The sequence below is a fragment of the Neobacillus sp. C211 genome (assembly GCF_051842875.1).
GTDB lineage: Bacteria > Bacillota > Bacilli > Bacillales > Cytobacillaceae > Neobacillus.
Genome location: NZ_JBPXRO010000011.1, coordinates 44,640 through 68,770, shown reverse-complemented (window position 1 = coordinate 68,770; position 24,131 = coordinate 44,640). Strand labels below are relative to the sequence as shown.

At 41.0% G+C, this 24,131-nt stretch carries 22 protein-coding genes and 1 pseudogene; 8 read left to right on the top strand and 15 right to left on the bottom strand.

Annotated features, from left to right (window positions below; translation table 11 throughout):
- Positions 1-186: 186 nt before the first annotated feature.
- The gene (locus ACSU6B_RS12300) at positions 187-372 is read left to right on the top strand and encodes a hypothetical protein (protein ID WP_088088290.1); all 186 of its coding nucleotides are present in this window, start codon (positions 187-189) and stop codon (positions 370-372) included.
- A 151-nt stretch (positions 373-523) separates the two neighbouring features.
- On the opposite strand, the gene ACSU6B_RS12295 is transcribed toward ACSU6B_RS12300, so the two are convergent.
- The 6 genes from ACSU6B_RS12295 to ACSU6B_RS12270 all read right to left on the bottom strand — a co-directional run bounded on the left by ACSU6B_RS12295 (position 524) and on the right by ACSU6B_RS12270 (position 6,455).
- On the bottom strand, positions 524-1,594 hold the full coding sequence (locus tag ACSU6B_RS12295; protein ID WP_410885553.1) for a pyruvate kinase: 1,071 nt from the start codon (positions 1,592-1,594) through the stop codon (positions 524-526).
- A gap of 273 nt (positions 1,595-1,867) precedes the next feature.
- Complete coding sequence (locus ACSU6B_RS12290) at positions 1,868-2,530, bottom strand: amino acid ABC transporter permease (RefSeq protein ID WP_215004066.1); 663 nt, start codon at positions 2,528-2,530, stop codon at positions 1,868-1,870.
- A 12-nt stretch (positions 2,531-2,542) separates the two neighbouring features.
- A complete protein-coding gene (locus tag ACSU6B_RS12285; RefSeq protein ID WP_410885551.1) occupies positions 2,543-3,181 on the bottom strand; it encodes an amino acid ABC transporter permease in 639 nt (212 codons plus the stop codon).
- Between the two features lie 90 nt (positions 3,182-3,271).
- Positions 3,272-4,078 (bottom strand): transporter substrate-binding domain-containing protein, encoded by an 807-nt coding sequence (locus tag ACSU6B_RS12280; protein ID WP_410885549.1) that lies wholly within the window; start codon positions 4,076-4,078, stop codon positions 3,272-3,274.
- Positions 4,079-4,093: 15 nt separating this feature from the next.
- Entirely contained in the window at positions 4,094-4,822 is a 729-nt protein-coding gene (locus ACSU6B_RS12275) for an amino acid ABC transporter ATP-binding protein (protein ID WP_088088296.1), read from the bottom strand.
- A gap of 274 nt (positions 4,823-5,096) precedes the next feature.
- The gene (locus tag ACSU6B_RS12270) at positions 5,097-6,455 is read right to left on the bottom strand and encodes an amino acid permease (protein ID WP_410885547.1); all 1,359 of its coding nucleotides are present in this window, start codon (positions 6,453-6,455) and stop codon (positions 5,097-5,099) included.
- Between the two features lie 311 nt (positions 6,456-6,766).
- On the opposite strand from ACSU6B_RS12270, the gene ACSU6B_RS12265 reads away from it, so the two are divergent.
- Positions 6,767-7,444 (top strand): cell wall hydrolase, encoded by a 678-nt coding sequence (locus ACSU6B_RS12265; protein WP_410885545.1) that lies wholly within the window; start codon positions 6,767-6,769, stop codon positions 7,442-7,444.
- Between the two features lie 50 nt (positions 7,445-7,494).
- Here the strand turns inward: ACSU6B_RS12265 and ACSU6B_RS12260 are convergent.
- Positions 7,495-7,587: pseudogene (locus tag ACSU6B_RS12260) on the bottom strand (KPN_02809 family neutral zinc metallopeptidase); the annotation flags it as partial.
- Positions 7,588-7,795: 208 nt separating this feature from the next.
- Here ACSU6B_RS12260 and ACSU6B_RS12255 point away from each other — a divergent pair.
- Genes ACSU6B_RS12255 through ACSU6B_RS12240 form a run of 4 tightly spaced genes read left to right on the top strand, consistent with a single transcriptional unit; the run spans position 7,796 to position 11,969 of the window.
- Entirely contained in the window at positions 7,796-8,836 is a 1,041-nt protein-coding gene (locus ACSU6B_RS12255; RefSeq protein ID WP_410885541.1) for a LacI family DNA-binding transcriptional regulator, read from the top strand.
- A 58-nt stretch (positions 8,837-8,894) separates the two neighbouring features.
- Positions 8,895-10,055: a Gfo/Idh/MocA family protein gene (locus ACSU6B_RS12250; protein ID WP_410885539.1), complete on the top strand. Its 1,161-nt coding sequence runs from the start codon at positions 8,895-8,897 to the stop codon at positions 10,053-10,055.
- A gap of 30 nt (positions 10,056-10,085) precedes the next feature.
- Positions 10,086-10,823: a ThuA domain-containing protein gene (locus ACSU6B_RS12245; protein ID WP_410885537.1), complete on the top strand. Its 738-nt coding sequence runs from the start codon at positions 10,086-10,088 to the stop codon at positions 10,821-10,823.
- A 48-nt stretch (positions 10,824-10,871) separates the two neighbouring features.
- Positions 10,872-11,969, top strand: a complete 1,098-nt coding sequence (locus tag ACSU6B_RS12240; protein ID WP_410885535.1) for a Gfo/Idh/MocA family protein — start codon at positions 10,872-10,874, stop codon at positions 11,967-11,969.
- A gap of 234 nt (positions 11,970-12,203) precedes the next feature.
- Here the strand turns inward: ACSU6B_RS12240 and ACSU6B_RS12235 are convergent, their stop codons facing one another.
- The 5 genes from ACSU6B_RS12235 to ACSU6B_RS12215 all read right to left on the bottom strand — a co-directional run bounded on the left by ACSU6B_RS12235 (position 12,204) and on the right by ACSU6B_RS12215 (position 20,305).
- The gene (locus ACSU6B_RS12235; protein ID WP_410885533.1) at positions 12,204-14,003 is read right to left on the bottom strand and encodes a S9 family peptidase; all 1,800 of its coding nucleotides are present in this window, start codon (positions 14,001-14,003) and stop codon (positions 12,204-12,206) included.
- 326 nt (positions 14,004-14,329) lie between these two features.
- Positions 14,330-15,907 carry a SagB family peptide dehydrogenase gene (locus tag ACSU6B_RS12230; protein ID WP_410885531.1) on the bottom strand — a complete coding sequence of 526 codons (1,578 nt, stop codon included), beginning with the start codon at positions 15,905-15,907 and terminating at the stop codon, positions 14,330-14,332.
- Between the two features lie 24 nt (positions 15,908-15,931).
- A complete protein-coding gene (locus tag ACSU6B_RS12225; RefSeq protein ID WP_410885529.1) occupies positions 15,932-17,878 on the bottom strand; it encodes a TOMM precursor leader peptide-binding protein in 1,947 nt (648 codons plus the stop codon).
- Positions 17,875-19,839, bottom strand: coding sequence for a putative thiazole-containing bacteriocin maturation protein (locus tag ACSU6B_RS12220; protein ID WP_410885527.1), 1,965 nt, complete (start codon positions 19,837-19,839; stop codon positions 17,875-17,877). The genes ACSU6B_RS12225 and ACSU6B_RS12220 overlap by 4 nt, the downstream gene beginning before the upstream one ends.
- A 175-nt stretch (positions 19,840-20,014) precedes the next feature.
- A complete protein-coding gene (locus ACSU6B_RS12215; protein WP_410885695.1) occupies positions 20,015-20,305 on the bottom strand; it encodes a heterocycloanthracin/sonorensin family bacteriocin in 291 nt (96 codons plus the stop codon).
- Positions 20,306-20,691: 386 nt separating this feature from the next.
- On the opposite strand from ACSU6B_RS12215, the gene ACSU6B_RS12210 reads away from it, so the two are divergent.
- Positions 20,692-20,949 (top strand): HPr family phosphocarrier protein, encoded by a 258-nt coding sequence (locus ACSU6B_RS12210; RefSeq protein ID WP_410885525.1) that lies wholly within the window; start codon positions 20,692-20,694, stop codon positions 20,947-20,949.
- A gap of 82 nt (positions 20,950-21,031) precedes the next feature.
- On the opposite strand, the gene ACSU6B_RS12205 is transcribed toward ACSU6B_RS12210, so the two are convergent.
- Both ACSU6B_RS12205 and ACSU6B_RS12200 read right to left on the bottom strand, forming a co-directional pair.
- Complete coding sequence (locus ACSU6B_RS12205) at positions 21,032-21,727, bottom strand: YoaK family protein (protein WP_410885523.1); 696 nt, start codon at positions 21,725-21,727, stop codon at positions 21,032-21,034.
- A 401-nt stretch (positions 21,728-22,128) separates the two neighbouring features.
- Positions 22,129-22,434: a hypothetical protein gene (locus tag ACSU6B_RS12200; RefSeq protein ID WP_410885521.1), complete on the bottom strand. Its 306-nt coding sequence runs from the start codon at positions 22,432-22,434 to the stop codon at positions 22,129-22,131.
- A gap of 91 nt (positions 22,435-22,525) precedes the next feature.
- On the opposite strand from ACSU6B_RS12200, the gene ACSU6B_RS12195 reads away from it, so the two are divergent.
- Entirely contained in the window at positions 22,526-22,792 is a 267-nt protein-coding gene (locus ACSU6B_RS12195) for a DUF2231 domain-containing protein (protein ID WP_410885519.1), read from the top strand.
- A gap of 348 nt (positions 22,793-23,140) precedes the next feature.
- Here the strand turns inward: ACSU6B_RS12195 and ACSU6B_RS12190 are convergent, their stop codons facing one another.
- Positions 23,141-24,130, bottom strand: a complete 990-nt coding sequence (locus ACSU6B_RS12190) for a Gfo/Idh/MocA family protein (RefSeq protein ID WP_410885517.1) — start codon at positions 24,128-24,130, stop codon at positions 23,141-23,143.
- Position 24,131: the final 1 nt, after the last annotated feature.

Below are 24,131 nucleotides of genomic sequence, written 5' to 3'. Positions count from 1 at the left end.
GGTACCATATGATTTACCGTCTTAATTTGTCCGATTAAGAAGTAATTTAACTATTCCTTATAAAATATGGAGATTAATGTAGATAAGTTTTAAAACGTGATAGCAGGAAAAAATCATCCCGTTACAAAAATAGTAAAGAAGACGTAACAGATGTCTAACGAATAAGTTGAAAGGTGGTCATTTTCCTTGAGTATGGATTTATCCCTACAACAAATCGTCGAAGGTCTACCGAAGTCGTTATTAAATGCATCTGATAGAGATTTGGAAGGATTCCAAAAAATTATCGAAGAAACAATAAAATTAAGAGAAGGCCATAGAAACTTACAAAAGATGGTTAAAAACTTCTCAACCACTACGATTCAGCGAGCTTAAAATTAAATTAGAAAAAATATTAGGAAGGTGAAATTCACCTTCCTTCCTTTTTGCTGTTAGGGAATGGATGTTGTTTTTTTCCTAGGAATTACGTTTTAAGGATATTGGATGTCTTAAAAACAACAAATTTTACGAAAACTGCTTTTCTTTTTTAACTACTAATTGTATTATTCAACAGTTTTAGCATATCTGCAAAATCAAAAGGTGCTTCTTTCCTCACGCAGTCTGCAAATTGGGACACAAGTTTCAATGTTTCAATGCTCTGTACAGGATAATTTCCTGCAGCACTTTCAGCAGACAACATCACAGCGTTTGTCCCATCCATTACGGATTGGAAAATATCTGTGACTTCCGCTCTTGTTGGCAGAGGATTCTCTACCATCGATTGCAACACTTGGGTTGCTGTTATGACATACGTATCCAGCCGGTTGCATTCGGTAATCATCGCTTTTTGTAACAATGGGATCCATTGATAGGGCAGCTCTACACCAAGGTCGCCCCGGGCAATCATCACGGCATCAGTTTCCGAACAAATTTTCTGGAAATTTTGAATGGCCTCAACCGTTTCAATTTTGGCCACCAGCTCAGGCGTATGTCCCTCCACACTTTCCATAAAGCTGCGAACTTCTTTAATATGCGTTGCCCTGCGGACAAATGAGCAAGCTATGAAATCAACTTCTTCTTGTAAAAGGAATTGAATATCATGTTTATCTTTTTCTGTAAGGGCAGGTAAATTGGTAACAACACCTGGAAGATTTACTCCTTTATGGGAAGATATTTCCCCTCCTGATTTAACTGTGGTAACAACTTTAGTTTGCTCTACCTTCGTAACTTCCAACTCCACGGCGCCATCATTAATTAAAATTCGATTTCCTGATTTTACATCTTTAATTAAACCCTCATAATCGACACTAGCTTGTTTATCGTTACCTACTACTTGATCGATGTGAAGGGAAAAGGACTGTCCTGTGTTAAGGGTGATTTTTTCACCTTCCACTTCGCCCAGTCGTATTTTTGGACCTTGGAGATCACCCAATACTTTAATTGGATGTCCTTTCTCTCCGCTAAGTGTTTTTAATAATCGAATGACATTCCTGTGGCTGTCGTGAGTCCCATGAGAAAAATTCAATCGTGCAATCGTCATCCCATGATTAATCAACTCAGTGAGAACTTTTTTATCATTACTTGCCGGTCCAATGGTACATATACGATCAACTGACATGGTATCACCTCAATTTTATGGTCGGAATTATTGTGCCCAAAGTGGCTTTTATTAGGAATGTTAAATAGGTGTGCCTGACACTCGCAGATTTTCTTCTTCAGGGTCTATGGGGTCGGATCCCCATTCCGCTGTCTTTAGGTCAATTACTTTTATTATAAAAATATAGTGCAATGTGCTTCCACAGCAAAAAAGGGTGCTCCAAATTTTTGGAACACCAACTCTTTTTATATTGTTTATAAGAATTCTCTTACTGCATTTCATGAGCCGGATTTCTTAAGTCTGCTTCAGTTCTAACTTTCGTGCAACTAGTGACAAAGCATAATTAACAATAAAGTACATCAACGCAACTATGACAAATACAGGTATCACATACGATCCCTTTTGCGCATAAACAATTTGTCCGTTGTGCAATAAATCCGGTAAGGCGATGACGACAGCTAACGATGTATCTTTAAGCAGAGAAATAAATTGACTCACAATCGGAGGAACCATTCTTCTCAGCGCTTGGGGCATAATGATATAGCGTAATGTCTGGATGTAGGTCAGGCCAGATGCACGTCCTGCTTCCACCTGTCCTTTTTCGATGGAGTTTAAACCGCTTCGGATAATTTCCGATATCATCGCCGATTCAAAAACCGTCAATGCTGCAATAGCCGCTGAAGTTATTTCCATTTCAATTCCGATTTCGGGCAATGCAAAATAAGTGAAGAAAATGATCAGCAGCAAAGGAAGGTTTCGAATTGTCTCAACAATCACGGCAAGTAATTTAGAAACAACGGGAATCCTCGCATATCTGAGCGTTCCTGTGAGACCGCCAATAATGAAGCTAAGCACAATTGAAATGGCAGCGACCTTAAGAGTGACCCCAAACCCTTCCAGTAAAAATTTAATATTGTCCAGTGTATACACTTCAATGAACGGTGCTAGAAAATCCATCTACACAGCTCCTTAATTACTTCTAGCCATGCGTTTTTCTAAAAATCCTACGCCAAGACTTAAAGGTATTGTTAAAATTAAATAAAATAAGGCCACAAAAATATAGGTATCAAAAGTTATGTATGTCTTTGCCGAAATTAAATCCCCCTGATACATTAAATCCCCACCTGCGACTACGGCTAACAATGATGAATTTTTAACTAAATTGATAAATTGGTTGCCAAGAGGAGGGATGACGATCTTAATAGCCTGAGGGAGTATAACCATTCTCATTGCCTGGCCGTAACTCAATCCTGTCGAGCGGGCAGCTTCCATTTGCCCTTTTGGAACAGACATAATTCCGGCACGGATTGCTTCGGCAATGAAAGCGGCTGTATAGATGGTCAATCCGATGGTTCCTGCAGTCATCCCGCCAAAATTTCCAGCTAAGTAAGTGAAAAACACGATAACCAGTACAGGTATATTACGGATAAATTCAACATATGCCGAACCAAGCAAGTTAAGAGGTTTAAATGGGGCAATTCGAATGACTGCAATAAGTGTTCCCAAAATAAAACTGCATATTAATGCTATTAAACTAGCTATAATCGTTATTTTTAATCCTTCCAAAAATGAATCGATATTATTTGTTAGTATCGAGAAATCCAGCAAACGATCTCCTCCTAATTGATCAGAATGAGCAAGTCCGCAAACTTGCCTGCGGACTGCTGCCCAACCTGACGAGAAACCCGATATAAATAATTAATGTTTAATCCATTTATCCTTAATTTCATCGTACTTACCTGAATCCTTCAGGCTTTTTAATGCTTTATTTAACTCATCGACAAGCTCTTTATTGCCTTTTTTAACAGCTATCCCATAAGGCTCTTCTGTGAACGTACCTCCAACCAACTCAAAGGACGGATCTTCTTCTGCCATACCATAAAGGATTGCATCATCTGTGGTCAGGGCATCACCCTTACCTGACTTTAAGGCTGTAAATGCTTCAGCGTAGTTTTCAAATTCAAGTACGGTTGTTTCAGGAGCTTTCTCACGAATATTTACGGCTGAGGTCGAGCCTTTAACAGCAAGCACCTTTGTTCCTTTTTTCAAGTCTTCAATGCCCTTAACCTTGCTTCCTTTTTTCACTAGCAATGATTGCCCGGCATCAAAATATACATCTGTAAAATCGACTTCTTTTTTACGTTCTTCATTGATGGTCATAGTGGCGACAACCGCATCAACCTTACCATTATTTAAAAGTCCTACCCTCGTTTTCGAAGTAACCTCTACATACTCAGGCTTAACCTCTTTGCCAAACATTTCTTCGGCCAGTGCTTTAGAAAGATCAATGTCAAACCCTTCCACCTCACCTGTCGAAGGATTTTTCAATCCAAACAAACGAGTATCATGTTTTACACCAAATACGATTTTTTTCTCTTCTTTAATCTGAGCAAGTACATCTTTGCTGCTTTCTTTTGAAGCCTTGTCCCCGCCGCAACCCGCAAGTAGTATAGCGGCCATAGTTGACACTACCGCCATTTTTACGAAATTTTTTGTTTTGAACATTCCATTTCCTCCCTATTAATGATTTAATATACGGCTGAGAAATAAGCGAGCCCGTTCTTCACGCGGATTCTCATAAAATTCAGCCGGAACTGCTTCTTCTAATATTCGCCCCTCATCCATAAAAACGATTCGGTCAGCAACCTCCTTGGCAAAACCCATTTCGTGGGTTACGACCACCATCGTCATACCTTCTTTGGCCAAGGCTTTCATTACATCCAGTACCTCGCCGATCATTTCAGGATCTAGTGCTGAAGTTGGTTCATCGAAAAGCATGATCTCCGGGTTCATTGCTAGGCCACGGGCGATGGCTACTCGCTGCTGCTGACCTCCGGAAAGCTGGGAAGGATAAGATTCAGCCTTATCTAATATGCCTACCTTGGTAAGATAATGACGGGCTGTTTCCTTAGCTTCTTTTTCGGATTGGCCCAATACTTTCATCGGCGCAAGAGTAATATTTTCAAGCACTGTTTTGTGCGGATATAAATAGAAGTGCTGAAAAACCATACCAATATTGCGCCTCAGCTTATTGATATCTGTTTTTTTATCGCCTACTGAGATCCCATTTACGGTGAGTGTCCCGTCAGAGATGGTTTCCAGATGATTGATACAGCGCAACAAGGTACTTTTCCCTGATCCAGATGGACCAATTACTACAACTACTTCACCTTGATTGATTGTAAGATTAATATCTTTTAAGACATGAAAATCCCCATAAAACTTATGTACCTGATTAAATACAATCATTCTTGACCTCCTGTTTTAAAACCTATTACATGTGAAAATCCCATTATTAGTAATATTCAGAATAACTTAAATTATATTTATATTTTGTCGAATTGTCAAATCATGACAAATTGCCTATAATTTCCCGATATTTAACACTTTCTTGGATTAAAGATGTCTATAGCAAAAAGGTGTCAGGCACCATCCATAAAATTGGATGGTGCCTGACACCTTTTAATGTAGGATTGTCGGCTTACATTTATCTTACTTTTTCTTTGTAAGTCGAGCTCTCTGATTATTCCTTCTTTTTCAATTTATATCCTATATAAAGGACCATAAACCAAATAGGTGCTACAATTAATGCTCCTCGCATACCCTCAATAAAGGCCATTAAGACCACGACAAGTGCTAAAAAAGCAAGGGCTAAGTAGCTTGAAACTGGATATAGCGGCATTTTAAATGCTAGTTTTTTTACTTCTTCTGTCGTTTTTGATTGTCTGAACTTTATTTGTGTAATCAGTATTATGGTCCAGCTAGTAATAACCGCAACCGTTGCAACAGAAGAAATATAGATAAATACTTTTTCAGGAACAATATAATTTAAAAATACTGCCACTAATAAAAATGATGACGAAAATAGGATTCCACGTCGGGGTGTAGAATGCTTGTTGAGCTTTCCAAAATATTTCGGCCCATTATTTTGAAGAGATAAATTGTATAGCATTCTTCCAGTACTGAATAAACCACTATTAAAAGCAGACAAAGCTGCTGTTAACACGACAAAGTTAATTATATGGGCAGCCCCAGGAATTCCGATTTTATCAAAAATTAACACAAACGGGCTTCCATTCGTCCCTACTTCATTCCAAGGATATAAACTCATCATGATGCCTAGTGCAGCAATATAAAAAATTAAAATCCTCCAGACCACATTGTTGATTGCAGATGGAATTGATTTTCGAGGATTTTTAGCCTCCCCTGCGGTAATCCCGACCAGTTCTACCCCGCCAAATGAAAACATCACTAGAACCAATGACATGAAAATACCCTTTATCCCATTTGGCATAAATCCTCCATGAGTCCAAAGATTGTTAAAACCTATGGGCTGGCCTTCGTTGCCGATACCTAAGAGGATCATTCCTAATCCAACAACAATCATTCCAATAATCGCAACCACTTTAATCATTGCGAACCAGAATTCAAACTCTCCAAATGCTTTAACACTTGTAAGGTTTACCATTGTGATTACAACAAGTGTTGCAAGAGCTGTCAGCCATTGTGGTATTTCTTGAAACCAGTAGTTTACATAGACACCAACAACTGTAATTTCCGCCATCCCAACGACAACCCACATAAACCAATAGGTCCAACCGGTTAAGTAACCCGCAAACGGCCCTAAATAACGATTTGCGTATGAACTAAATGAGCCGGAAACCGGCTCATCTACAGCCATTTCCCCTAATGCTCTCATAATGGTAAAAATAACTAAGCCTCCGACTAAGTAAGAGAGCAAAATTGACGGACCAGCCATTTGAATCGTTGCACTTGAACCATAGAACAGACCTACTCCAATCGCACCTCCAAGTGCAATTAGCTGGATGTGCCTGTTGTTTAGACCTCGTTGTAGTTGCTCACTTTCCTGATTTTTGCCCACACTAATATTCCACCCTTCATAATTATTCTTTTACAATAACTAAGAATGATATTCCTTTCCACATGAAAGAAAATTCAATAAATTCACTCTTCACCGAATACTTCCATTACATTACAAGAAATTCCAAGTAAAATATTCCTCTATTTCGTTATATTGGATGGAATATGTCATTTATATAGGAAAATTGTCATAAATCCATTCTACCTGTAATGTTGTTCATCAAATTAAAAAGAAATGTAACAGTAGCGTTCTGTAAATCGTGTACTAGCACATATAAAGTAGTACCATACGAATTTACAGGAGGTAGCCACATGAAAAACAATTACATGAAAAAATTAGTTGTAGCTTGTGCAGCTACATTTGCACTTATAGGTTTACAAATTAATACGGCCGAGGCTATTACCCAATCTCCAGTTGTAAAAGGAGATAGCCCTTGGGAACTAGGACAACAATATGGATTAGACACTAATAATATAGAACAAGTTAATAATCAACCGAACGATTGGGTTTATATTGAAGAAATGTTGCAAAATCCTGATCAACCGAAAGTAAAAGCAATAAAATCATCAAAACCTGAAATAGAAACGCCAGAAAAAAAACAAGAGGAACCAGCAGTGTCAATATCAAATAAAGAGAAAGATTTATTTGCCAGATTAGTAGAGGCTGAAGCAAAAGGTGAATCTTATGAAGGAAAAGTTGCAGTTGCGACTGTTGTATTGAATCGAGTTGATTCTTCTCATTTCCCAAATACAGTGACCGCTGTAATTAAACAAGTAGTAGGCAATAGCTATGCCTTTTCTCCGGTTCAAAATGGTGAAATTAAAAAACCAGCATCAGATGAGTCGAAACGAGCAGTCGAAGAAGCATTAACGAGGGATGATCGTTTAAATAATTGCATTTATTTTTATAACCCGGAAATTGCAACGGATGATTGGATTCGTACGCGTGAAGTGGTAAAGACGATTGGTGATCATGTATTTGCAAAATAATGAATCAAGAGCCGTAGATGACGGCTCTTTTTGCTTAAAAAAAACGTACTGCCTATACCGCCTCCAATTACTGTTTCGCCACCCATGCCCATTCCTCTTCGGTCTTCAACGTTTGCGCTTTGCCGTCTTCCCTTCCATTTCATTGTTATGCCTCCTCCAAAATATGGATAAAGAATAATTAACCAATTTACTATTACCATAATGGTATACCCACAATAGAGATGATTAATATTGTATATCTTCTGGAAATTATCAACTTTAAAAATATATAATAACAAATTTTAATATTGACAATTATCAGATAATAAGCGAGAATGAACGCGTGTACATTATAAGTTTAGAGGTGATATTTTGGCTAACCGGAAAGATGTTGCAAAATTAGCCGGCGTTTCTGAAGCCACCGTTTCACGAGTATTTAATAATATCGGTCCCTTACGTGAAGAAACAAAACAAAAAGTTTTGCAAGCCGCCCAACAACTGAACTACCACCCTAATGCCATTGCCCAAAGCTTTGCACGAGGGAAAAGTAACAACATTGGGGTCATTGTTCCTTATTTTCAAAGAGTAAACTTGATGACTACCCATTATTTTTCGGAACTTTTAAGTGGAATTGGAGCGAAGCTTGGTGAGTTTGGATATGGTTTGCTACTTTTATTTCAATCCCCTGATGAGTCGAAAGATTATGTGAAGCTTTTTCATACTCAGAAGGTAGATGGATGCATCATCCTAGGTTCCAAGGATGTTCCTGGTGAAGTGGAAGCGCTTGAAAATTTACACCAATTGCAACTCCCCTATTGTCTTGTGAATCAAACTTTTTCGGGCTATCCCTTTCATTCCATTGACGCAGAACATTTTGATGGTAGTTTACAATCCGTATCCTCTCTGCTAATGAATGGGAATGAACAAATTATCTTTTTAAATGGACCAAATGAATTTTCAAATAGTATCGAACGTTTACACGGTTATGAAACTGCCCTTTTGAATGCGGGTATTCCCTACAATCCTCAGTTCGTTTTTCAAGGGAATTATAGCCGTAAAAGTGGTTTTCAAGCGGCTGCTGGTATAGCTTCTTTACTGCCAGAGATCCATGCTATTTTTGCCGGGAATGATCGAATGGCTATTGGTCTTATGCAGGGTTTAGGTGAACAAGGCTACCAGGCAGGTCGTGATTATGCTCTCATTGGGTATGATAACTCTGAAATTTCAAGGATGACCTCCCCGCCACTTAGCACCGTTCATGTACCGCTTTTTGATATGGGGCAAATGGCAGCTGAAAAAGTTCTCCAATTGATCACTCAAGGTACCATGTCAGAAATTAATGCACGATTGCCAGTTACCTTTATAGAACGGGCATCTTCACAACTTAAGACAACTTACACCAAACAATCTTAATAAAAATCTATTAATATTTTATTCTTTTTAATTCTTAAATAAGAAAAGGAGATTCGCTATGGAAACCGTAAAAATTGGAATGATTGGCTACAAATTTATGGGCAAAGCTCACAGTCATGCCTATCGAGATCTCCCCATATTTTTCCCTAAGATCATTCATCCTGAAATGAAGGTGATTTGTGGTCGTGACCATAACGCTGTCGCTGCTGCAGCTAAGCAATTCGGTTGGGAGGAACACACAACCGACTGGAAAACTCTTTTACAAAGAGAAGATATTGACCTTATCGCTATCAATGCACCGAGTGATGTACATAAAGAAATAACAATTGCAGCAGCAAAAGCAGGCAAGCATGTTTTTTGCGAAAAACCGTTAGCGCTTACACTTGAGGATTCTAGAGAAATGCTTGAAGTCGTTGAATCTGCTGGAGTTAAACATATGGTCGGCTTTAACTATCGCTTTGCCCCTGCTGTGATGCTGGCTAAAAAGCTTCTCGACGAAGGTAAGCTAGGAGAAATCTATCATTTCCGCGCCTGGTTTTTACAGGATTGGCTCGTAGATCCGAACTTCCCTCTAGCCTGGAGACTGCAAAAAGAAATTGCTGGTTCAGGGTCTCATGGAGATCTGGGGGCCCATCTTGTCGATTTGGCTCATTATCTAATCGGTGATATTACTGAGGTTATTGGAATGAATGAAACCTTTATTAAAGAAAGACCAATTCCTTCTCAAATGTCTGGTTTATCTGCTAAAGGCAGCGATAGTGATGAAAAAGGCGAAGTAACGGTTGATGATGCTACCCTATTTTTAGCCCGTTTTGCTAACGGGGCTTTAGGAAGCTTTGAGGCTACACGATTTGCTACAGGGCATCGCTGTAAGAATTCTTTTGAAATCAACGGCAGTAAAGGAAGCGTCATCTTTGACTTTGAACGCATGAATGAACTTCAGGTTTATTTTGCTGATGATAGAAATGATGTCCAAGGCTTCCGCCGCGTCTTAGCGACTGACCCTTCCCACGCTTTTGCGGAAGCATGGTGGCCGCCAGGACATACGATTGGATATGAACATACGTTTATTCACGAAGTAGTTGAACTTATGGAGTCATTCCGTGAAGATCGCCAGCCCGTTCCAAAATTCCGTGATGGCGTAAAGTGCCAAGAAGTTTTGGAGGCGGTTGATTTATCGATAGAAAAACGTCAATGGATTCGTATATCTGAAGTATAAAAAAATAAAAATTAAAGGAGTGCTCTAATTATGAAAAAAAAGGCATTAATCGTCTGGGGCGGATGGGATGGCCATCAACCAGATCAGGTAGCAGAAATCTTTAGAGGGATACTTGAGGAAGAAAACTTTCAAGTTGAGGTTTCCAATACACTTGACGCTTATGCAGACACGGAAAAGCTGAAATCCTTAGATCTAATTATTCCCCACTGGACAATGGGTAAGATTGAAAATAAATATGCCTTAAATATTTCCGAAGCGGTTATGGCTGGTGTTGGTTTAGCAGGGTGCCACGGCGGAATGTGTGACTCCTTCCGCAATAATGTCGATTGGCAATTCATGACAGGCGGGAACTGGGTAGCACATCCTGGAAATGATGGTGTGGAATATATGGTAAACATCAAGCATTCTACAAGTCCGTTATTAGAGGGCATCTCCGATTTTAAAGTTGTCAGTGAGCAGTATTACCTTCATTTTGATCCAGCCGTTGAAGTGTTAGCGACCACTCGCTTCCCAGTTGTTCAAGGTCCTCATGCTGCCAATAAAGCCGTTGATATGCCTGTTGTTTGGACAAAACGCTGGGGTCTTGGAAATGTTTTTTATAGTTCATTAGGACACCAAGCTAATGTCATTACAATGCCAGAAGTAACGCTTATTATGCGACGCGGATTTTTATGGGCTGCGGAAGGAAAGAAACGGGCCGAAGATGTGGATGTAGCCGCTCTTTATGGAAATGGCCGTGTTTATACAGGTATGGGAGACAGTCAATAATAATTAGATTTATACAATGACCAAGATATTAAACCGGAGGAACCAATAATGAGAAGACTTAAAATCGGTATCATTGGATGCGGAAATATTAGTTCTATTTATATGAAAAATTGTCAGAAATTCTCCCACCTTGAGCTTGTTGCCTGTGCGGATTTAGATTTACAGCGTGCACAGGCTCAGGCCGAGAAATTTGGGATTCCAAAAGCTTGTTCTGTCGTGGAACTGCTTTCAGACCCTGAAATTGAACTAGTCATTAATTTAACGATTCCAAAAGCTCATGCCCTTGTTTGTATTCAAGCACTCGAAGCAGGAAAACATGTTTATACGGAAAAACCGCTTGCTGTTACACGAGAGGAAGGTAAACAAATTCTAGAGACAGCCCAGAAGCATCATCTTTTAGTTGGGAGTGCACCTGACACCTTCTTGGGTGCTGGTATTCAAACAGCAATCCAATTAATTGAACAAGGAGAAATTGGTGTCCCTGTGGGTGCTTCTGCCTTCATGATTTGCCGTGGACATGAGCATTGGCACCCAGACCCTGCCTTTTATTATGAGACCGGCGGCGGACCAATGTTTGATATGGGTCCTTATTATTTAACAGCATTAATAGCACTATTAGGACCTATTAACCGAATTACTGGATCCGCTCGTATTAGTTATCCAAAACGAACCGTGATTAGTAAACCTAAAGCAGGAACAGAGATTCAAGTCTCTACCCCTACCCATCTTTCCGGTGTGATTGATTTTAACTCAGGTGTCATCGGGACAATTACAACCAGCTTTGACGCCTTTGGCGGAACATCGCTGCCACCTATTGAAATCTATGGAAGTCAAGGTACAATACTCGTTCCAGATCCTAATACATTTGGCGGTCCTGTTCGAGTAAGAAAACGTGACGAAAAAGAATTTGTAGAGGTCCCGCTGACTTCTGGGTACGTTCAAAACTGCAGAGGACTGGGTGTCGCAGATATGGCCAAGGCGATCCTCGATGGCGGTAACTATCGAGCCAATGGTGAATTAGCATACCATGTTCTAGAAGCAATGCACGGACTCCATGAATCATCAGAAAATGGAAAACACTATATCATGGAAAGTACCTGTGACAAACCTGAATCTATGTCTGAAGAACTACAGTTTTCTAAGTAATATAGATTACATTTTTCATAGATAAATAAGAGTCTCCTGTGTTTAGGAGACTCTTTCCTATTTTCTGTGATAAGGTAATTTAATCCTCTCTATTTTCTTAAGTAAATTAGTCCCATTGCTGCGTGTTTAACTGGTTAATTCTCATCCATTCAATAAGTTCTGCGATGGCAACTTCAAAATCAACAACTGCCGTACCCGCTACTCTTGGGCTTATCTCCATATCCCTCACCTGAGTTAGGATCCATTACCGATATATCGATCGAAAAAATTTACCATTGCCTTATAGGCAGTAATTTTATTTTTTTGTTTGTCAATGGAATGGCCTTCATCTTCAAAGCGAATAAAGTCAACTGCGTGTTGCCGTTCCTTTAGTTTGTTGACCATTTGCTCAGATTCACTTATGTGAACACGCGGATCGCCCTTCCCGTGAATTACTAATAATGGGGTGGTTATTCGATCTGAATAATTCAATGGATCAATTCTATCAAAAAATTCTCCGTCTCTTTCTATTGTTCCATACTCACTCTCCCTGTGCTTCTTACGCCATGGACTTGTTGTTTGAAGGAATGTTCTAAGGCTGGACATTCCCACAATATCAATAGCAGCAGACCAAAGCTGTGGGTAGTGACTGATGGCAGCAAGAACCATAAACCCGCCATAACTCCCGCCCATGATCCCGATTTTTTTAGGATCGACGTTCCCATTTGCCTTTAGCCATTCCACTAAAAAAATGAGATCCTTTAAAGCGTCCATTCTTTTTCGGACATCATCCAAATGTGTAAATGTTTTTCCGTAACCTGTACTTCCTCGAATGTTTGGTGTACACACGGCATAACCCTGGTTTAGTAAATACTGCTGAATTGGGTTGTATACCACACGGGCTTGACTCTCAGGCCCGCCATGAATGTATATAACAACAGGATGTTTTTCAGTGGAATCTCTCGGCTTCGCATAAAAGGCAGGAATTTCGAGGTTATCAAAAGAGCGATAGGATATAAGCTCCGGCTCAACTAATTTATGTTCCAGGACTGGTGAACGGGAAACATAAGTAAGCCTTTCTGCCTGAATGGTGTTTAGGTCAAGTTCCCATATATCAGAGGGATATGTCGGTCCCTTAAACACATACGCTAATTTTTGGCTATCAGGGGAAAATTTCAGATTTGAAATGACTCCGATTGGAGTTTTCCACGTATAAAGGTAACTTCGATTTATGTCTAAAAGTACTCCCTTGGAAATTCCCCCCTCATTTATCGAATAAGCTAACAAATTTTTATCGCTATTCATTGCCAAATCCTCAAAATCCCACTTACCCAGCTCTAGCCACTCGAGATGTTTGGTTTTTAAATTTATTAGAGCAAGCCCATAGAATTCTTTGTCTTTATTCGATAATAAATATATATGGTCCGCATCCTTATTAAAATGGGCATCTTTAAAACTTGCTTCCCCTGTATGTTCTGTTAACCAGTTCATAGCCCCTGTTGAAAGGTCGATTATGCCCAAATCATTATCTAGAGGGGAATTTATTTTCTGGACCAAAATGGATTTACCGTCAGGAGCCCATTTAACCGCTGAAAATATTCCATCACCAGTATTCAAAAGACGAATATCCAACGATTCCAGATTTTGAATATAGATATCAAAAAAGGCTGGATTACGGCGATTACTCGACCAGGCAATCCATTTTCCATCCGGCGAGCTTCCGCCATAACGGTGTATATGGTCTGGTGAGTTTGTCAACTCAATTAGTTTTCCTTCTTGCTTAAGTAAGTACAATTGCTGATTTTCATTTCCGCCAACATCCATACCAATAATCAAATTAGATTTACCATTTAGATAGCTAATAAAGGTGATTCTTTCTTTTGTAAAGGAAGTTTGGATAGGCCATCCTTCACAACCTTCCCCTAGATTAAGTTCCCAAACCTGTGGCAAACCAGTATAATCTGCGATAAAGCTTAACTTGTGGCCAATTGGATCGTATACTGGATTTTTGGCAAAACGAACATGCAAATACGGTTCTATACCAATGGCAGCCATAAACATCCCCCCATCCAATTAAGGCATTTTTTGAATCACTCAGGAGAATATGAAAAGGTGTCATTAAGAAGGATTCATGAACATCTTTTAGCAGAATCATAAAGTTAAGACAGAGTTTTATCCTTCCTGATAGAAATGTTCAAATCCACTCGAAGCAATTGGGAAAGCCTTCACCCATTCATTGGAAGTGAAGGCATCTTAATATAAATCCTCATGAATACTTCCCTTTCTCGCTTCTGGACTAAACTCATTTTTTGAAACCATAGGATTATCTGGAACATCATGAAGTTCTTCCTCACTAACCTTAGAACTAAAGTAAACCTATCCTAACTATGCAAGCTTCCCTTTAACCAAGGACGATGTCGATAGGGACCAATTGGAATTTGGATTAGACTAGTTTTTCCTAGTGGTTCCAACTTGTAAATCTCATCACTCAAGTTTGCATCAAAACCGAGGAGTGGGTGCCCCCCCATTCCGAGGGCTGACGCCGCTAACAGTAATCGTTGGACGAGCATGCCTGCTTCCATTTGTTGGATCCGGTATCCTCTGTAACCCAGTGCCGTTCTGAATGCTTCCCTGTCTCCTGCCACATGTAAGCAGAGAGGTATTTGGAGCAAATTCACATTATCTAGAGACATTCCGGATTGCAATTGAAGTCGATAATCACCGAGATCCACCAATCGTAACGAATGGGCAGCACTGTCATAATGATAGGCACCATTTGAAATACCTTCAACATTATATAAACAGCCATACAGTGAAACACGAGGCACGTTCTTCCGATGTGGTCCATCCAAATCATTCCGATACGAGAAGGAGGCGGTCGCCTCCTGCATTAGTGTTGCCAGTTGAAGTTGACTTACCTTTCCCAAAACAAAATCCAAATCTGGCGAGAATCGCCTGCGGCAGACCGACGCTAGATCATATGACAACCGGTTCACGTGAGGCAGCTCTTCCGAATGACCGTTACCATTCAAACTCTCTTTCGTCTCGATCAGCCGAAACGCTTGTGTTGAATCAAGCATGGACGCTTCATTCAACATTGTTAACATTGGATACTCTTCAACCCTCCGTGACCGGATGTAATGATGGGGCTGAATCGCTGTTAACTCTCGGCACAATTCAGCGGCAGAGGCAAAACCTTCTTTTTCACTCCCGTTAGTAGACCAAATGGTAGGTTCTACTGAAAGCGGGATAACCGCATAAACACTCTCGTCCTGTTCGGAAAACCCAACAAGATGGTTCATGGCCCGATCTAGAAACTGAAAGTAAACCCCTGATGCAAAGCCAAAACGTTTTGCTACTTCCAGTAGCTGCCCAATTACCACTCCGGCATCCAACCCTTGCAGACGGTAAGAAAAGTTATTGTATTTAAAGAAATTTTTCCAAAACATGGTTGACACAAATACAGTTCCAAAGCAGGCAGATATATCACAGCGGTTTCCAAGAGCACGGGCGATATAGGAATCGAAATTTCCTTCTCGCAACAATACCAAGCGGTGATGGGCCACATCATAATGGTACATCCCAACAGGCGAATCCTCTACCTTAAGATAAATGTATAATTCGTTTGGATACAGTGCCCCGCCGGAAGGAGCAAACCGCCGAAACGACTGTACCAGATTCGCCGTTTTATCCTTGGAACCCATAGGAAAGACTGACTGGCTAACTTGAGTAAGGCCGTATACATACCAGAGGAAATGACCGACTTTACGAAGATCAGGCTTTGCGGGCTGTTCTTGTCCTTCAAGTGTCAGCGGTACTTCTAGTGAAAATGGTACCACAGGTAAGCCACTGTAGAGCTTATAAGAAAGTGGCGCATCTTCCCAATCCACTTCCCAGTTAGGCACACTTGCCTTATCAATGTCAAAATGCAGATTGTGTAAAAACTCCTCTAGACTCATCCTCCTTGCCTCCTAGCTCGCCTCTTATGGAAACGGATGCGGATATGGGTTTAATTGTTCAAGTGTCAGCGGTTGTTTTGAATAACCGAGTTCCATCGGTACCCTGAGCACACGCTCCAGCCCAGTTACACGGGTAAGATGTTGTCCGAATGTCATCGGCAGCATCCCCGGAATCAGCACTTTCACGCAATACAATCCGTTCCGTTTCAATTCTGGTGCCGTCTGGTCCACCACAATCACTTCAAGATTTAATGGGCGAAAAACTTGAAGTATGCCCAGCAGATCATCTGTAAGGTCCGTATGCCTCGATTTCCACTTGAATTCCTCGGCAAATGTTCGCAAGGGACGATTATCTTCAAGTAAAAAATCCAGGCGATCTTCCGCTTGCTCCAAACCGTACAGCATCCCATGATCATCCATCTGTTGCACCAGAGATGAATCTTGCAGCATTCGACTATACTTTTCCTGGTTAGACTCCAATTTTTCGTCAAGCGTCAGCATCATGCCAGCCAACTCATGGACAGCGCTCTTAACCGCTCTTACCGGGTCCAGATGTGCTCCAGCCGCACAGATGAGATTTAACCCCTTTTTCTTCCTGTTTTTAGCAATCGCACAAATACTTGGTATTCCATGCTCCATCGTCGAGTTATACAAATAAAGATCATATCCCGCGACCGACCGCATTCGTTCGATCATTAACTGCAATTCTTGGTCATCAGCTGAGGAAGGGTCAAGACGCGGCAGGTTCAGCTTCGCGTACCAAGTCATTAGAAATGAATCACGCTCCACCACTTCCATAATTCCGTAAAAAATAGACTCCTCCAAACTTCCGCCTAATGCACATCCGTTGGAAGTTTCATAGACAAATCCACGCTGGCCGCAGCCCAAGCTGTAATAGGCAAGCAACTCTGGCACAAGAATCGGACGCTCTTCCAAAAACGAATAACCCCATACCCAATTCATTGGTCGTTCAGGATTAAACGGTTGAAAAGGAAAACCAGGCTGCTCATACTGTTCCTTTGCATGCACACCTACTTTCATAGGATTAAGTGCATTATTTTTCAAATTGCTGAAACTATCAAAGACGACTGTACGTTTCCCGCGTGGCTCCAGACCGCAGTACCGCTCGAGTCCTTCTAAAATGGCAGTCAACTCACTTACCTCATATGAATTTGTCCTTCCTGCTGTTCCCTCATCCCCCTCGAACAAAGGCAGATTCACACTGACATCGGCAAATGGCGGCACGAGGTCAACCATTTTACCATTCAAAAGGCCCATTCGATGATCTAGGTAGTCTTTAACTAAAACTTTATTCAGATCATCCAACGAACGGCAGCGGTAACTGTCTAGGCTGATCTTCGGACTTGGCTGCAATGAGATTTGAGCGGCGTCCACCGAATCGTCTGGTAAATGGCTGCAAACCGGGCACAGCGGGTCAGGGAGAAAAGAATGCCATGAACTCTTTAATGTTTTCAAATTAATTAAACATACCTGTTCTTCCGAAAGTGCTTGATCACCCTGCAAAATTCGCTGTGCCTCTGCTCTGATCTGGTATGACAGCTGCAAGAGTCCTATGAAGGATGCCCAGCCTTCAGGCTGCATACCACGGTATTCCTTCAGCCTCTGCTTCATCTCCCACATCTCTTTTCGGTCGCGTCCAGCCATGAGACGTCTCATATCCGCACACTGAGAACACCCCGGCGTCCCTGGTCGAATTATTGGCCCCACTACACCCTCTCCAAATGAAACAAAGCCTCGCAGCCAGGGTGTACCTGTTAGCCGAAATATCTCTTCTGCCTTTTGATGAACAGAAGGATTCCAGGCATCCTGCAGCACCAGAGCCAAATCAGTTTTTTTCGGTACAACCGCCTCGAATTCGGTCTGGCGAACTACATGGTAATGAGCGAACAGTTCTTCACATACACTGTCCGCCACCACCCCTTCTCCAACAACCAACACTACAGTGCTCACCTAGATTCCTCCTCTCGAAGCAACACACCAAACACCCCTGCCAATCCTTCTTTCAAAAATGGTTCTATTTCTTGTTCGAACACCGACAGCCTCTTATGATCTCGTTCCAAGACTTCCATAGCGGACTGCAAGTTCTCGGATTTTATGCTCTCTTCACAAGCAGGGATTACTAGGCTTTGCGGCACCATTTCTTCCAGAAGCAAGGATGAAACATCAAACGCTTCCTCGGTGAGGTAAGTATTTGGGTTTTGAACTTTGATTAGTGCTTGTTGTAACGCCTTCCGTAACGCCAATGTTATATTCAAATCTACACTGCGATACCAGCCGTCACTCGTACCGACCCATGCCACAGGGAAACCGGACACTTCCTCGCCTAAGCCGATAACAGGTGCTCCCTCTATCGTCGTCAGTGCCTGCAGATAAAACCGGCAACGTTCATCTTCTACAGTACTCAACTGCACCCGAGAGACAGATATCTTCTGATTACGCTGTTGAATGTTCAGCTCTTCGTCCAAACACTTTTGCAACCCGCGGCAAACTCCTTCCGCAAACGTTTCCCCAGTCCCAACCCCAACAAATTCCTGCAATTCTAGCATTCTACCCTCTACTTCCTGATGTGGAAGTAGCCTCGTAGCGAGCAAATCGACCATTCGTGACGCATAGGCTTCAATCCCAGCAAGACCGGCTTCCCTTCGAGCCTCCTCATGTGTCAGTCCTGAACAGACAATTTCTCCTAACAGCTTAGCCGGTCCGTCAGATAAAGGGTCGACTGCCTGCACACAACACTGAGCTAACGGAAGTTGCTTTAAATTTCCCTCCTCCCAAATATGGAAAATACCTGACTCTTTTGATGTCAATTGGTGGAAAAAAAGTAGCAATTCACTCGGCTCATCACTGCTTAATCCCTGTCCAATCCGACTATCGAAATCTTCTACCCATTTAGCCGATATTCGTCCGGTCACCAGTGGATGGGGAATAAACGAGTGCCAGTGTCCTTCCAACGTATCAAGATCAAGCAAAAAGAATTGATTCTTTTGTTCCAGTTCGGTTACTCCTGTAACCTCTTTAAACAATTCAAATACGATTACATTGGCCAACATTGCGCCGGCAGTGGAAGAGAAAGCAGTAATTTGCTGGTCTTTGAATAGCACAGATTGGTGCATGCGGCGCCAAGCAGACTCCCAGCTCGCCTCAGATTCTGGATTCACTAACGGACCCGCTATTCCCACCTGCTGTAAGCAAATAGCAGGGAGGAATGCCTTTTTCTCTTCCCCACAAACCGTATGAAGAAGCCGCAACTCCTCTAAATTGCCTTCCTGTGACACATACAAAATCGAATCAAACGGCTGCACACATTCCCGCCAAAAACTTAACCCATCGTCCTTCAGGCTGACCTCCTCTACCTCCACCTCAGGGTCTGTCTTACGGGCATGTGCCACAAGTTCCGTTAACCTCCGTCTATTAGTCGGTACCGTGTCAGTGATTAACAATTTGAACTTGGGTAATCCGGATTCAATTAACGAAGAAACTAACGAAACAAAAAAAGGACCTGAGCCAACTGCCAACACTTTGGCCTGACGATAGGTTTGAAAACGGTACGCTCCCGAATCAACAAAACTGTCGACAAATTCAATTTGAAAAGCATGCCTTTTAAGAACCTGATCCTCCAATTGATGCGGATGATCTTGACTTACATCACGGACAAACCCATTTCGATACAGCACTTCTGCAATTTCATACACTCGATCTCGGTATGGGCCCGGCAATCCCTCTGTTAAATTCCCCAAAGTATACTCCCCGTTGAACATCGGTATCAGCTTTTCAACCCACTGATCGATCGTACTGCCTTCCATACGGAACGAGCTAATGTTGTTCCGAAAATACACACCGTTGTTTGAATCTGGGAGAAAAAACGTATCCCTTTTCACTTTCAGACGCATAGAAGGGTTCAAACTTGTCATTTCGCTCCTCCTTAGCCGTAGCTTTACTCCATTCTGTAACATCACTTCACTATAATTCTATGTACCGCAATTTGTCCCTTATGTCTAAGCTAAAAGAGAAGAGCCCCTACAAAAACTCATGCAGGGACTGTCTCTTCTTCTTAAAAATCAGTTTTACATTAGAAAAATCGAACGATTAACCGCCGCACCGACCTCCACCGCATCGATGGCCGCCGCCACAATTAGAGCAATGAGAGCAATTAGAACACCTAAAGCAACTAGAGCAACGGAAACAACTAAAGCAGTTAAAGCAGTTAAAACAGCTAAAGCAACTAAAACAACTAAAACAACTAAAACAGCGGCCAAAACCACCAATACCACCAATACCGCCAAAACCGCCGAATTGTCGGGACTGATCATCATTGTAGTATTGGTTATAGTCAAAAGGAACTGCCTGACTCGCTTGGAAATCGCCAACATTCAACATTTGAAGTTCATTTTGGAAAGGATTCATTTTCATACCTCCGTCTATTTTAAATGAACAATTTGTGCTAGCACATAAAAGGGGAACAGAATAAATCAGAAAAATAGTGTGTTACAGGTGAATTCACCGATGCTTCAAGTACTCTCTCCATCAAAATATGAAAAATGGGTGGGTATTGCCACTGATTCAAAAGCCTATTTTTATGGGACATCCATTCAATTTACTAGTTTTAAACTAAAGTACTAGGGAACTCAATAGGCAGTGCAGAAGGACTACCACACAAAATGGCCCATATTGAGTCAATGGTGCATTTTTAGTGACGTAGTTTCATACATAAGAAAAGTGCATTATTTACAGATGCTATAACATCGTATCCAAGGAGGAAAATCATGATACAACAAACAGTAACAATCCACAGGAATGCAGGTTTATATGCTCAGCCGGTCAATCAATTGGTTCAAAATGCTTCTCGATTTAATGCTGATATCTTTCTTACTTATAAAGGACGGAAGGTTAATGTAAAATCGGTACTCGGTGTTTTATCGTTAGCGATCCCTAAACAAGCAGAAATTATATTAGAAGTTTCCGGGGACGATGAAATAGAAGCACTAAGAGAGGTAATTCATACGTTGGAAATGGTTGAGTAGGAAGATTTCAATAGGAAGACAGGAAGAGGCTGGTTCTCCTTTGTTCCAGCCTCTTCTACACAAGTACCAGGCACCTAACATACTATCTTAACGTTAAGGACTTGCTTATATACCCTCGATCCCGGTGATACAAAATAATTGCAATCACTAAGATCCCAGAAGCAATCCAAATAGAGGTGTTCCCTAAGTAGGTGGTGGAAAATGTCCCGGTTAATGCTCCAAATAAAAAGGAAAGAATGATCACAAAAAATTCTTTGAATTGTTTTCTGGCTTCATCATTATCTTCTTTTAAGGCCAAATAGGCTGCTTGGGTTGCCGTCCGAAGATTTCCTGTTGTCATGGTTGAATTGTAAGCCCACTTGTCGATTTTATTAAAAGTAGAAATTTGTAAAGAGGATACAAATGCGATACATACAGTTACTACGATGTTCGGCACACTTCGTGGTAATAGACCTACAATAATTAATACAAGGCATTCTAAGATAAGAATTGACCTTCTATAGCTGTGTAGAACTTGTCTAACACGAGGAATTTTAGCCATTTCTGATACCAAAACACCTAAGATAAATGCTAAAATGGGTGGGATATAATGCAGCGAGCCATGCCAATCCCTGTTCGCTGCTTTTACAGCGAGCAGGACCATATTTCCTGTTTGGGCATTGGCAAATACGCCTTCTCTGCTGATAAAAGTATAGGCATCTAGAAAACCTCCAACGACCGCTAACAAAATACCCAAATAAAATGAGTTGGACGATAACGAGGGGATTTTATCTTTCACTATGTGATCTCCTTGTTTCAATTTACTAACCTCAATAGTATTTCCTAGATGGTATAAGAAAACTATACAATGAAAAGTTCCCACATTTTTGACAATAAAAGAAAATAATTTGTTCAACCTGTCAATTTGCGGTGAAATTTTTATTATTTTCCAAATAAAATTCAGCCATATTTTGCAGTTTTAGGTTTTATGAGCGAATTTTTATAGTTAATGGTCGAATTTTTCTACTTTATGAGCGGATTTTTGCATTCAATGGGCGAATCGCGAAATCTATCATAGTTTGCCATTTCTATCAGCGAATTCCTTTGTTCTATCAGCGAAATAGATTATAAGTACCAATGTAGAATCCAAAGAAAAAGGGGCTAACCCAATTAGTTAGTCCCCGGTTTTACAACCCATTATTATTGATTATTCTTCATCCAATCGATAAGTTCTGCGATCGCATCCTCAAAATCGACACCCGCCGTCCCGTCTTCTGGAATTTGCTCCATGCTATTATCGTATTCATCCAGCCTGACTATTAGTTCCTCCATACTTTCATCTGTGCTTTGTTTCTTTGATTGATATTTTTTGGCTTTATTTAAAAGGTCAGAGAACTGATCATCCTCACCAATTTCGTCAACCAAACTCCATACCTCTTGTAACACCGACTCCAATTTTTGTACCGATTCGTGCAACTTTTGTAATTTCTCAATTGAGTTTTCCATTATAAGTACTTCCTTTCTTTCTAAAAATGCAGCTCGTCTGTTTTATCTGATCCTTAACTCAAACATATTATTTTCATATCCAATAACAACTATGAAAAAACATTCGATCATCCATCCACAGCATTTTTACCATACATTATTGTTACATATTCACCCCATTATGGTGCATTTTCCGATTGCTCTAATCATTATCGCTACATGTTATGATTTATTTTGGTTGGTAACAAAGCGTAGATTTTCACCGAAGAAAGGTTTTTGGACCATAGCGTTTATTAGTGCTTGGATAGCAATTGGCACTGGACCCGAGCACGATGCTAGAGGAAATACAAATGTAAAAAAAACGCCTAAAGGCGTTTAATAATTACACTTTGGACAAGGTTGAAAGCGGTGTTTCCCATGTCCGCATTGTCTGCACTTGTCTGAGTATTGTTTACTATTTTTAAACTTCCATTGTTCATACGTGATCCCATAAGAACCTTCATCGTTTAAGTATTTGATATAATCATTCCCATAAGGATAAATCAACTAAATCACCTCCAGCGCTCCCTATAAATGTATGCGCTTACATACACTAAAAACACTGAAAATAAATAAAAAAAAGTGTCAGGCACCAATCATTTTCTGAAAGGGCCAAACACTTTTGCTGGCATAAAATAACCGACCTAAAAAATTAGGACCAACCGTGTTAGGTTGGTCCTAGTCCATACTACTGATAATAATTCTTCACCATTTCGCCCATGACCCAGTTCGTTCTGGCTCCTGTCATTCCACTGCTAGGGCAATGACGGGTACCACTTGTTAAGTCAGCTACAATCGTTTCGACAAGTGGTTGATGGACGTGCTCTGGTCGCTCGAAACTCCATTGCTCCGTTCCGCTTGCTGTCGTTAAAACAATGGGCTCGTTTCCGAAAGTGGAAAAGGTGATTTTCCCAAGGCTCCCCACGATTTCATTCACATCGACATCTTCAAAAGCAGTAAAACACCAATTTCCGACGCCATGGACACCTGACTCAAACCGATATGTACCTGTTACGATATCTTCGGCACGATAATAGCCTGCTTGATTGGAAGCAAATCCTTGCACAGACGTAATCGGTCCAAGCAAAAAATCTAATAGATCAAGCGTATGGCTGGCTAAATCAAAAAATAGTCCCCCGCCTGCCAATTCAGGTTGAACTCGCCACGGAAGATGTTGTGGGTCCAACACATCTTCCGTAGCTTTTTGATATTGTGTTGATGATACAAGCCGTACTTCACCAACTGCACCATTCTCCAACAGCTCTTTTATTTTTAAAAATCGCTGTTGTGCTCTCCGGTAGTATGCCACATATAATGGGACTCCTGCCTCTTCACATTCTGCAATCATCTCTTGGCATTCCATGAAATTGCGTGCCATTGGCTTTTCTACATAAACAGGTTTCCCTGCCTTTGCTGCCTTGATTGTATATTCCTTATGCGAACCAGGCGGTGTTGCAATATAGATAGCATCTACATTTGGATCATTTATGAGTTCATCCGCATTATCATACCATTTTCTAATATTGTGCCGGTTTGCATAATCTTTTGCACGTTCCCCCGTTCTTCTCATAACGGCAACCAACTCAGAATTATTAATTTTTTGGAAGGCTGGACCGCTTTTCACTTCTGTCACATCACCACATCCAATGATCCCCCAACGAACTTTATCAAACTTCATC

Coding starts and splice junctions, on each gene's coding strand:
- ACSU6B_RS12240 (WP_410885535.1), top strand. CDS start 10,872: ATGAGAAGACTTAAAATCGGTATCATTGGATGCGGAAATATTAGTTCT.
- ACSU6B_RS12215 (WP_410885695.1), bottom strand. CDS start 20,305: ATGTTGAATGTTGGCGATTTCCAAGCGAGTCAGGCAGTTCCTTTTGAC.
- ACSU6B_RS12275 (WP_088088296.1), bottom strand. CDS start 4,822: ATGATTGTATTTAATCAGGTACATAAGTTTTATGGGGATTTTCATGTC.
- ACSU6B_RS12295 (WP_410885553.1), bottom strand. CDS start 1,594: ATGTCAGTTGATCGTATATGTACCATTGGACCGGCAAGTAATGATAAA.
- ACSU6B_RS12250 (WP_410885539.1), top strand. CDS start 8,895: ATGGAAACCGTAAAAATTGGAATGATTGGCTACAAATTTATGGGCAAA.
- ACSU6B_RS12220 (WP_410885527.1), bottom strand. CDS start 19,839: ATGACAAGTTTGAACCCTTCTATGCGTCTGAAAGTGAAAAGGGATACG.
- ACSU6B_RS12235 (WP_410885533.1), bottom strand. CDS start 14,003: ATGGCTGCCATTGGTATAGAACCGTATTTGCATGTTCGTTTTGCCAAA.
- ACSU6B_RS12280 (WP_410885549.1), bottom strand. CDS start 4,078: ATGTTCAAAACAAAAAATTTCGTAAAAATGGCGGTAGTGTCAACTATG.
- ACSU6B_RS12200 (WP_410885521.1), bottom strand. CDS start 22,434: ATGGAAAACTCAATTGAGAAATTACAAAAGTTGCACGAATCGGTACAA.
- ACSU6B_RS12230 (WP_410885531.1), bottom strand. CDS start 15,907: ATGAGTCTAGAGGAGTTTTTACACAATCTGCATTTTGACATTGATAAG.
- ACSU6B_RS12195 (WP_410885519.1), top strand. CDS start 22,526: ATGAAAAAACATTCGATCATCCATCCACAGCATTTTTACCATACATTA.
- ACSU6B_RS12290 (WP_215004066.1), bottom strand. CDS start 2,530: ATGGATTTTCTAGCACCGTTCATTGAAGTGTATACACTGGACAATATT.
- ACSU6B_RS12210 (WP_410885525.1), top strand. CDS start 20,692: ATGATACAACAAACAGTAACAATCCACAGGAATGCAGGTTTATATGCT.
- ACSU6B_RS12265 (WP_410885545.1), top strand. CDS start 6,767: ATGAAAAACAATTACATGAAAAAATTAGTTGTAGCTTGTGCAGCTACA.
- ACSU6B_RS12245 (WP_410885537.1), top strand. CDS start 10,086: ATGAAAAAAAAGGCATTAATCGTCTGGGGCGGATGGGATGGCCATCAA.
- ACSU6B_RS12190 (WP_410885517.1), bottom strand. CDS start 24,130: ATGAAGTTTGATAAAGTTCGTTGGGGGATCATTGGATGTGGTGATGTG.